Source organism: bacterium, from assembly GCA_029210545.1.
Classification (GTDB): domain Bacteria; phylum BMS3Abin14; class BMS3Abin14; order BMS3Abin14; family BMS3Abin14; genus JARGFV01.
In genome coordinates, this window is record JARGFV010000092.1 from 1 (window position 1) to 10,252 (window position 10,252).

General features: G+C 58.8%; 8 protein-coding genes. 2 read left to right on the forward strand and 6 right to left on the reverse strand.

Annotation, left to right across the window (positions count from 1 at the left end; genetic code table 11):
- Positions 1-402: 402 nt before the first annotated feature.
- The 3 genes from P1S46_09590 to P1S46_09600 all read right to left on the reverse strand — a co-directional run bounded on the left by P1S46_09590 (position 403) and on the right by P1S46_09600 (position 5,378).
- Positions 403-609 (reverse strand): hypothetical protein, encoded by a 207-nt coding sequence (locus tag P1S46_09590; GenBank protein ID MDF1536733.1) that lies wholly within the window; start codon positions 607-609, stop codon positions 403-405.
- A 79-nt stretch (positions 610-688) separates the two neighbouring features.
- A complete protein-coding gene (locus P1S46_09595) occupies positions 689-913 on the reverse strand; it encodes an RND transporter (protein ID MDF1536734.1) in 225 nt (74 codons plus the stop codon).
- Between the two features lie 142 nt (positions 914-1,055).
- The gene (locus tag P1S46_09600) at positions 1,056-5,378 is read right to left on the reverse strand and encodes an acyl-CoA dehydratase activase (GenBank protein ID MDF1536735.1); all 4,323 of its coding nucleotides are present in this window, start codon (positions 5,376-5,378) and stop codon (positions 1,056-1,058) included.
- Positions 5,379-5,804: 426 nt separating this feature from the next.
- On the opposite strand from P1S46_09600, the gene P1S46_09605 reads away from it, so the two are divergent.
- On the forward strand, positions 5,805-6,947 hold the full coding sequence (locus P1S46_09605) for an FAD-dependent oxidoreductase (GenBank protein ID MDF1536736.1): 1,143 nt from the start codon (positions 5,805-5,807) through the stop codon (positions 6,945-6,947).
- Between the two features lie 195 nt (positions 6,948-7,142).
- Here the strand turns inward: P1S46_09605 and P1S46_09610 are convergent, their stop codons facing one another.
- The 3 genes from P1S46_09610 to fbp form a co-directional block, all read right to left on the reverse strand.
- Complete coding sequence (locus P1S46_09610) at positions 7,143-7,448, reverse strand: hypothetical protein (GenBank protein MDF1536737.1); 306 nt, start codon at positions 7,446-7,448, stop codon at positions 7,143-7,145.
- Between the two features lie 208 nt (positions 7,449-7,656).
- On the reverse strand, positions 7,657-8,535 hold the full coding sequence (locus tag P1S46_09615) for a methylated-DNA--[protein]-cysteine S-methyltransferase (GenBank protein MDF1536738.1): 879 nt from the start codon (positions 8,533-8,535) through the stop codon (positions 7,657-7,659).
- A 211-nt stretch (positions 8,536-8,746) separates the two neighbouring features.
- Positions 8,747-9,775 (reverse strand): class 1 fructose-bisphosphatase, encoded by a 1,029-nt coding sequence (gene fbp, locus P1S46_09620; protein ID MDF1536739.1) that lies wholly within the window; start codon positions 9,773-9,775, stop codon positions 8,747-8,749.
- Positions 9,776-9,846: 71 nt separating this feature from the next.
- Between fbp and P1S46_09625 the strand changes: the two genes are divergently transcribed.
- On the forward strand, positions 9,847-10,002 hold the full coding sequence (locus P1S46_09625) for a hypothetical protein (protein MDF1536740.1): 156 nt from the start codon (positions 9,847-9,849) through the stop codon (positions 10,000-10,002).
- The last annotated feature ends 250 nt before the right edge of the window (positions 10,003-10,252 follow it).

Genomic DNA, 10,252 nt, shown 5'->3' on the forward strand with positions numbered 1-10,252 from the left:
CTTTTTGCGAAGTCATCATCTTTAATTGCCACACAGTTAGCTGACATCTCATTTGCATCATGAATAATGCGGGCTAGTTATATGATTCCCCAGAGGCTGGCTATTGTATAGCATTTTAGTCAGGGAAGCCGCAGACCGGAGCTCCAGGACCTTTGACTTAAAGGCGACATGGCGCACAAGGGGAGGGAGGTTCCTGGAAGATTGGCGGGAACTTCAGGAATCAGGAACCATCCTTCTTCGCAAACCGAATTCGTCACGCCAAGGGCGTGACTTCGACGGTCAAGAGGCTTCAGAGGACGGGGGAATGCGGCGATGACCCGGAATCCAGGGGTTCAGGTCGAGGAAACATTTCCAGGGATAATTCGAGGTCTTACAAGTCACCGATCACCGATGTTACCCTCGTTACCTTCCCCTCGCCCCTATCCCGGCGTACTTACCCAGGAAAAACCCGATGATCACACCGAGCAGGATCAGCAGGGGGAAGGCGATGATCCTCGACATGCTGATCTGCCAGAAGAAGACCTTGAGAGATACGACCTCCATGTTCTGGACAAGGAGGACAGCGCACAGGAACAGGAGGATGACGACAGCCCACGTTTTCGCTTTCACGAAACACCTCCATAAGAAAGAGCCTGGAGCCAGGATACTGGAACCTGGTTCTTAGTTTATAGTTTATAGTTCTCAGCTCTCAGCTCTTAGCTCTAAGTACTACTTTTACCACCAGCACCACCCACGGCGCTGAGTGCATGACGAGGTCGAACCAGTCGATGGGCTTGACGAGTTTGCCCTTCATCAGCATCTGGAGCTTTTCCACGATGTGAGGCGGCGAAAAAGGGGCGAGGCCCAGGGTGAGGCAGATAACGATGACCACACCCCAATCCAGGCTGTCGATCCAGGCGATGAGCTGCTGCACGGAGTCCCTCCTTCAAGCGTGTTCCCGATCTTCCTTACCGTGTGGAACAACCGGGTTCATGTTAAATATACATGATTCCCCTTCCACTGTAAGCTCCAGGCTGACGGCGGCGCGGTGGTGGAGTTGAAGTTCCCTTGCTGAATCAGCCCTGTCCGGAACTTCCCGCACGGCGTTCGGACAGTTCAAGTTTCAACTCTTCCGCGGACATGAGGAAACTCTCCAACCGGGCCTCGGTGAGCTGCGGGAACGGGCTGCCGTCGGTTTCCAGAGCCAGGAACGGAAGGGGAATCTCCTCCCGGTTCTGGTACCAGAACGGACCGTCCCTTTCCGAGAAACGGTATTTTTCCTCATAACGGCGATGTGTCAGTATCGATTCGGCTATGCGGCTTGGCATGCAGCCGAAAGGCCCGATACTGATCACACCGTGGGTCTCGTCACCGACCTCCCTGAGGGCTCCGCTGACCGTGAGGATCGCTTCACCGGTGAGCCTGGGGTTGATGAGCGTCCTTGCCCGGGACAGGAGATATCCGACATCCACGCCGCGCCCGTCGAAATAGCCGGAATATCGAAGCGTTCCGTGGATCTTTTTCTCCAGGCTCTTGACATACCGGTCCTTCAGGAACGCTTCCACCCGTTCCCTTGATGTCGACGGCACGGGATTGCAGCTCCCGATGATGAGGTAAAGGGTGTACAGGAACCATTCGTAAATCGGGGTGGTCCTGGTGATCACACCTTTCGCGGCGAACCTCTCGACCAGGCTCTGACAGGAAAGACCGTCTTTCCGGACGTACACCTCACCTGTAAGGGTCACTTTCGTGGCTTCATCCATGGGTGTTTTCCGCCCAAAGCGCGAGAGTTTCATCATCTCCTCCAGCAGCACCGACAGCACCTCGGCATGGCTGGCGCTCGCAAGGCTCCGGGTGATCCGCTTAATGCAGTTCCTGTAAACCTTCAGGGCGCCCCGGGTGTCTTCAGCCAGGGCCAGGATGGCCGAATAAATGTCATCGAGACCGTCGGCCATGATGAGGCCGAGAACAGCCCGGGAGGTGAAATCGGGAGGCATCCCCGCGTATCCGTTCTCGCTGGTCAGGGAGAGGAGGGCGACATTCCTGATAGCCTCCCTTTTGATGAACTGTTTCATCGCGACACTGAACTGGCCGAACCGGCACGGACCGCTCGTTTCCGGCATGAAAAATACCATGACCTCGTCTTCTGATCCGCGATCCTTCAGATACCGGAGCAGCGAGCCGGTGGTGAGGGTGTAGGGCAGGCACTCCTTGCACGACGTGACGTCCCTGCCCATGGCCAGTTCACCGGGGCCGGGGGCCGGGAGAGCGGTCGTCCTGATACCGAAATAGTTCATGCCGGCGGCGAAAAATGCGGACACCGTTTCCCCCATGGAAGGGACCACCATGTGTACTGCCGGGTCGGTGAGGGCCAGGTGCCTGCCGTCACTGGTGATGACCTTCGCTTCGGGCCCGTTCAGGTCGATCTTCGCGGCGGTGAAGTCAGCAAGTTCGTTCCGGGGGCACCCAATGGAAAGGTACCCTTTGACCACGTCCAGGAAGGCGTCGATGCGAGTGTCGACACCGGCGTCGGCGGTGTGGGAATCGAACTGAAGGGTCAGGAAAGGTTTTTGACCCATGATATTCCTGAACTGCTCGATGATAAAAGAATCCGGGCCGCAGCTGAAGTTGGTCACGTAGACGCCGAACAGGTTCGGGTTGTCCCTGATGATGTTGGCGGCCCTCAGGATCCCTTCACCGGATGCCCAGTACATCTGATCCAGGGCATCTCCCCCCGTCTCGGCCAGGGGCAGAAAATCGCAGGGAATTACCGCATGGCCTCTGGCAGCGAACTTCTGGGGAACGCCCATGTTTCCCAGGCGTGTAAAGGCGTTGTAGGCGCGACCGAGCAGGACAATGGCCGTTTCCCCTGGTTCGAGATCCTCCAGGGCCCTTTGTCCCTGTTCCCTGAACTCGTCAACGAGAGACTGGAAGGCCAGCCATGCCCTGTCGAATGCCTCGCCGGACCTTCGCCTGGAAAAGCCCATCCCTTCGCCGACGGTTATGAACGCTTTCCTGAGCCTGGCAGGCTTGTCGAACTCCAGGACCCCTGTCACAAGCCTGGGGGCAAGTTCCTCGTAAAAGGCCGCCTTGAGATAGTAAGGTTCTCCCTGGACCAGGGGGCAGGTGCTGTTCACCTCCTTTTGTCCGTGGGGCATGGTGCTCATGACGTGGGGAACGAAGATCGTGTCGGCGCCTTTTGACAAAAGGTTTTTCAGGAGCCCGTGGGACTGGAGAACCGGCAGGCAGAACGGCGCCCCTGCCTCCTCCACCCCGGATGTCTCGATCCTGTCACTGTTGACCACCCGCAATCCGAGGCTGGTAAAAAAGTGGGCGTAAAGGGGGTAGGCCGTTGCGGTATAAAGAGAGGTCAGGATCCCCACGGTTCTTTCACCGTCGGCCGGATTGTCGGGCGCGAACTTGTCGAAAACCAGTTCCTCTCTCAGGCGAACCAGGTCTTTCCCCTGCCTCCCGGAGCCGCCCTTTTCCCTCAGGTTGTAATACCTGTCGCACGCTCCTCCAAAAGGGTAGGTCCGGCCGTTCACCACGTAACGCTGGATCTTGCATTTGCGGTCACACTTCTCCCGGCCTCCGCCGCAAACGAACGGCTTGCCTGTACCGATCTCCCGCAAAGCAAGCTCACTCAGGTCGAACCGGTCCCTGGCGGCATCACCTTTCTCAACGCGGTCCAGTACGACCAGAGCGGCCCCGAAGGCGCCCATGAGACCTGGATCGGGAGGCACGACGATCTCCCTCTCACACAGGATCGACATGGCCAGGGGAACCGCACGGTTGTAGCAGACGCCGCCCTGCATGAAGATCTTCTGGCCGACAGGCCTGCTGCCCTTGACCCGGGTCAGGTAGTTACGGCACACCGAATAAACCAGTCCGGCCACGCTGTCGTCTCGTGTTGTCCCCTGCTGGATGGCCGTCTTGATGTCGCTCCCGATAAAGGCCGCGCACTGATCGTTGAAGTTGGGAGGGGAATCGGAACCCATGGCGAGGTCGGCGATCTCGCACGTGGATATCCCGAAGGACTCCAGGCACGCTTCCTCCAGGAACGAGCCGGTACCGGCGGAGCACGCTTCGTTCATGGCGTAGTCGGTGGGCACCATGTTGGTGATGGAAGTATATTTGGCGTCCTGCCCTCCGATCTCGAAGATGGTATCGACCTCTGGATCATAATGAACGGCAGCGACCGCGTGGGCCATGATCTCGTTGATCACGTTTGCGGTGAGGCCGTGTAACGCCGCCAGCCGCCTGCCGCTTCCCGTGACCCCCAACCCGACGATATCGGGTTCGACACCTTCAGGAACATGGTCACCCAGAGCCTGGTAGCATCTCCGGCTGGCTCCGACAGGGTCGCCCAGGGTCCTCAGGTATTTACTGGCAACGACGGTCCTGTCCTCCGCGCGCACCAGGACTGCCTTGGTCGTGGTGCTGCCCACATCCAGGCCGATAACGTACGCGCCTTCGCAGAACTTCCCCCCGGCAGCTGTTTTGAAAACGACCCTGGACAAGCCGGATTTCAATTCGGGAAAGGAGGTGAAAAGGTTGCCGGTGGGCTTGACGAGACCGTTATCCTTTTCGATGAGATGGCCGTCATTTTGAGCCCACATCAGGGCACCCATGGCCTCGAACCAGGGAGCATCCTCGGGGACCGCCGCCATCGGATACTCCTGCCTGAGATAATCGACGACAACGGGGTTCTGACTGACCCCGCCGACGATCAGGGGCCTCCTGACCTTCGCCGAACGAAGCAGTTCCGTCATCTTGACAGCGACCATACGGCACAGCCCGGCGACGACCCGCCCCTTCCCCACACCCTTGTTCAGCGCGTGAGTACAATCGCTCTTGCTGAAAACCGAGCATCTGTGGGCGATCTCGTAGGGCTGCGAAAAGTCGGCAAGTTCGATGGCCTCGGCCAGGTCCAGGTCCATTCGCTTGAGCTGCTGGAGGAAAAACTCCCCTGTCCCGGAGGCGCATTTGTTCCCGGTATGGACCGACCTGATCCGCCCATTTTTATCCAGGGAGTAAAGAATGATCGACTCGCTGCCTGCCGAAAGGATGCCGTCCGCTTCCGGGTAGCGGTCCCGGACATGCCTGTAGGCGAATTCCACGGCCTCCGGCTCCGATATGGTCCTGGCGGTGATGAGGTCCCTGAACTTGCGCCCCGTAATGCCCACCAGGACCGGAACCGCTTCACCGACGACCCTTTGTACCGCTTCTCCCACGCTGCCGCCGTGGGGAAGCCGGATTGCCTTCAGGGAACCGTTGACCCTTTCGACGACACTCAGGGTGCTGGCGCCCAGGCATATGCCGAGGGATCTTTTTCCGTTCATCTCAGGAGCGTTCACCTTTTCCACCGCCTTCCCGATGGGGATGTTAACTGCTTCCACCCCGGGAAGGCAAGACCTGTGCCATGAAGTATACCCGATACCTCCCCCTTTAACCCAACGTTGATGGCTTCGCAAAAAGTCATCAACGCGCCCCGTGCGGGGCGCCCGGATCGATGACCGGAAATCATGTCAGCGATCCGTGAGGAAAGGGAAAACCACGCTTTTCACTTTCCGTGGAGCAAAACAAGTCACGCACTGACTTTTTTGCGACTCTATCAACGTTTATGGGGTTCGAACGGGATGCGGGTGAACTGCCTCACACGATCATGGGAATTTCATTGCTCAATTTGATTTCGTATTGCGCGGAACGCTGCACAGTTTTTCACCCTGTTTTTCACCTTGTACTCGGATTCCCACTCCTGCTAACATTTCCCTTAAGCACGCAGGTGTTTCTTTCCCGGGACCAACCCCGACGGAGGCAGGCCCATGGGTAAACGCCTTGTCCTTGCAGGCGCCGGTCACGCCCACCTGACGACTATCTCGGCCATCCGCAGTCTCGTAAAGAGAGGCCACCATGTGACCGTCATCGGCCCCTCTTCCCACCACTACTACTCGGGCATGTCCCCCGGAGCCCTGGCCGGGACCTACCGGCCTCAGGAGATCCGTTTCAACGTTGAAAGGCTCACTACGGGACGGGGCGGACATTTCATCCGCGACCATGTCACCGGTATCGACCCCGAATCACGAACAGTCACGCTGTCCTCAGGCGGCTGCATCCCCTACGACGTCATTTCCTTTAATGTCGGAAGCGTCATCCCCATGTCGTCCCTTCAACTCGGCAGCGGGAACCTCTTCACCGTCAAGCCCATTGAAAGGATCCTGGCAGGACGAAGGGCGATCCTGGAATCGGGGGCAGCGTGCACCCCGGAAACCCCCCTTTGTACGGTGATCGTCGGCGGCGGGCCGGCAGGTGTCGAAATGGCCGGCGGCATCTGGCGATTGGCCAGGGACAACGGAGTGCCGGCAAGGGTCACCCTGGTCACAGGCGGGAAACTCCTGGGCAGCTTTCCGCCCCGCCTGGGCGACGCGGCCCGCAGCTCTCTTAATCGGAGAGGTATAGGTGTTCTCGAAGGGGTCAGAGCTGTTTCTGCCGGGGCGGGTGGCGTTTCCTTCGAGGACGGGTCGACCCTCGAGGCAGACGTGATCTTCATTGCCGCGGGTATCATACCCTCTCCCCTGTTCACGGGTTCCCTGGTACCCACAGCCGAGGACGGCGGCCTTCTGGTCAACCATTACCTCCAGAGTGTCGGGTACCCGGAGATCTTCGGCGGCGGCGACTGCGTCACCATCAGGGGGGAGAACCTGGCCCGGGTGGGGGTTTACGCAGTGCGGCAAAACCCCGTTCTGCTGCACAACATCGCCGCAGCCCTCGACGATCAGCCCATGGTGCGATTCAACCCGGGCAGCCCCTCCTTCCTCCTCCTCCTCAACATGGGTGACGGCACCGCCATTTACAGGAAGGGCCGCTGGGTGTGGCAAGGAAAACTCGCGTTCAAACTCAAGGATTTCATCGACCGCAGGTTCATGAGGAAGTTCCAGCTCAGCGGTGAGCTTGCCGAACCACAATAGGGGAACTGGACGAGGAATCGCAAACAATTCCTCGTATCGGAGTGATCACGCCTTTGGCGTGACGGGCGGTGCAACGGAGTATCTAGATCTTACCCCGACACCCCCATACTCCCATACCGGAGAGTTCCAGGAGGTGGAACAATGCCCCTTCTCGACTACTTCAAACCTGTTTCAACCTAAAACCCTCCCCCCGGTTCACCCCACAGCCGCCAGGATCCGCCCTACCCACACAGTCGTTCCCTGCATGATCATCTCCACCGCGAAGACCCCGACAATGAGAAAGACGATGCCCCCGAATATCTGGAAAGAAGCGAACTCTGCTCGCATGAACTTCGAAAAAGCAGCTTCCCCCAGAAGCGCGAAAGTTATGTGGATGACCGAGGCGATGGCGACCATGAGAGGTGCGATGAGCAGCGCTCCCCCGAACATCTGGCCCGCCTCGATGTGGATCTCACCCCAGTTGATAAGGGAATATGGGATCGCCCCGTTGAGAAGCCCCATGATCAGGAACTACCCCCAGGTCGGCCCCGGCGGAGGCATGCGGCTGCCCCGTAGACGGACCACGGCGTAAAGCACAAGACCTCCCAGAGCAGTCCGAACAAAAACGACGGTGAAGGGTTGGACCGTGGGCAAGGCCACCTTACCGAAACTCCAATACGGGTGATTTTCTGGGGTTTCCTCTCCGATACGGGAAATTGCCGCTGCATTTCTATTTCACGTCTGCCGCGGCAATTTCACGTGCCAGCATGATCTTTTTTCGCGTCAGGCCCCCGCCGTAGCCGCCCAGTTCTCCGGAGCTTCTCAGGACCCGGTGGCACGGGATGAGCCAGGCGACGGGGTTTTTCCCGACCGCCGAGGCCGCCGCCCTCACGGCATCAGGTCTGCCTGCGGCCCTGGCCACTGCAGCATAGGAGACCACGGCGCCATCGGGAATCCGGAGAAGCGCCTGCCACACCTTGATCTGGAAGTTGGTGCCCCGCAGGAAAAGGCCGATCCCACTGCCTCTCGTCCATCCGCCGGCGAATATCCTCACGACCGTTTCCCCTGTGGCGCCCTTCCCTTCGGCGATGGAAGCGGCGGGCCACCTTTTCCGCAGGTCCTCAAGGGCCTTTTTCCCGCCATTTTCGCCGACGAACCGCAGGTCGGTGACGCCGCTCCGGGTCATGGCCAGCAGCGCCAGGCCGAAAGGCGTCTCGTGAAAACCGTATTGGATGTCAACCCCCGCGCCCCCGGCCTTGTACTGGCCAGGGGTGATCGCCTCCACCGCGACGAACAGGTCGTGGAGCCGCCCCGGTCCGCTAAGGCCCACATCGAAAGCTGTGTCCATGACCGAAGCGGACCGGTTCAGGAGTATCTTTGCGTTTTCCACGGTCAGGAACTGCAGGTAGCGCTTGGGGCTCACCCCAACCCACTTTTTGAACACCTTCTGAAAATGGAAAGGGCTCAGGTTCACGTGCCGGGCCGTCTCGTCGAGGGCCGGCTGGTCCCCGGAGTTGTCCTCCAGGAACCTGATGGCCTTTTCCATCTTTTCGTAATCGGAGGGCACCATGCTCATCTCCCATCGAGTGTCAAGGGTCTCCATGGGCATGAAGGTAACATCCCGGAGAGGGGTAATCGACCCGATTCTTGCGGTTATCAGCTGGTATCTTTCAGCTCACAGCTATCAGCTGAACCACGAACAAAGCCCTCCGTCAGGAGGGCTGTGACCTTCTTGGCTCTTAGTTCCTGTCTCTAAACTCTTCGCTCTTCGTGCTTCGCGCTATTCAGGAATATGTCGATGGAGAAATATGAAGGGACAATCAAACTCCATCATCATATTTCTGAATGTACCCCTCCACCTGCTTAACATCGTAGAGCGAGCCGGCGAAGAAGGGGACTCTCTGGTGCAGGTTGTCGGGCTCAACGTCAAGGATCGGGATCCATCCGGTGCTGGCGGCGCCTCCAGCGTGTTCCACGAGGAAGGCGAAGGGAGCGCACTCGTACAGGAGCCTCAATTTCCCGTTGGGTTTTTTGGGGTCCTTGGTGTCGGCCGGGTACATGAAGATGCCGCCCTTGAGCAAGGTACGGTGCATGTCGGCAACCATGGAACCGATGTAGCGCGCGCTGTAAGGACGCCCGCTTTCCTTGTCCTTCTCCTTGAGGAAATCGATGTACTTGCGCACCCCGGTGGTCCAGTAGGGGTAATTCCCCTCGTTGATGGAGTAGGTCTTGCCCTTTTGGGGGATCCGGATATCGGGGTGGGACTCGAGAAATTCCCCTACGGAGGGATCCAGCGTGAAGCCGGAAACCCCGTTGCCGGTACTTTCCACCAGCATTGTGCTGCTTCCGTAGACAACGTAACCTGCTGCCGCGATCCTGCGGCCAGGCTGCATGAGGTCCTGCTCGCAGCCCCCCTCCCCGTCGGTTAACCGCCGGTGAATGGAAAAGATAGTCCCTATATTGATGTTGACGTCGATGTTGGAGGAACCGTCAAGGGGATCGAGGGCGATGGAGTAGTTGCCCCGCTTGTACCCCTCGGGAACGGGGATCACCTCGGCCTCTTCCTCGGTTGCCATGATGCAGAAATGCCCGGATTTGCCCAGGATGTTGAGAAACACCTCGTTGGCGAACTCGTCGAGTTTCTGGACTTCTTCACCCTGCACGTTTTTGTCGCCGGTGAGCCCGAGGATCTCCACCAGTCCTGCCTTGTTAACCTCCCGGGAAACGATCTTGGCGGCAAAGGCTATCTGGTTCAGGATTCCGGACAGCTCCCCGGTAGCATCTGGATGCTCCATCTGTTTCTCGTGGATATGGCGGGTCAGATTGATTCCGATCCTGCGGTCTGTCATGGTGCTCCCCTCCCTGGATGTCGCCCTCTCCCGGAAACATCCTTTCGGAACCTGTGGTCTGGAATCCGTGGATGGCATCCACGGAAAGTCCCTCAAATTATAACAAAGAGAGCCTGGTTGAAAAAGGGTTTACATCGGGCGGGCGATCCGATCCCACAACCCGGCCCGGCACGCCGCTCCCGGAGAGGATGGACCGGTTCAGGGTGAACGGGAGCAGGGGGCAGTGAAATTCATCCTGGACGCGGAGACTCGGTGACGCGGCGACACGGAGAAAAAAGATCAAACCCCGTGTCTCCCCTTCCCCGTGTCCCCGTGTCAGACGGTTATACTACTTGTTCCCCCTCGACCCCTGGTGATAGACGACATCGTAGGTGAACCTCTTCCTGCCGTGGGCAGGCAGCTCCAGCTCGTACTGAACAGTGTCGGCGTCAACTTTCTCATAGCGGCCCGAATCGCCGCTGTTTTCCAGTTCCCAGG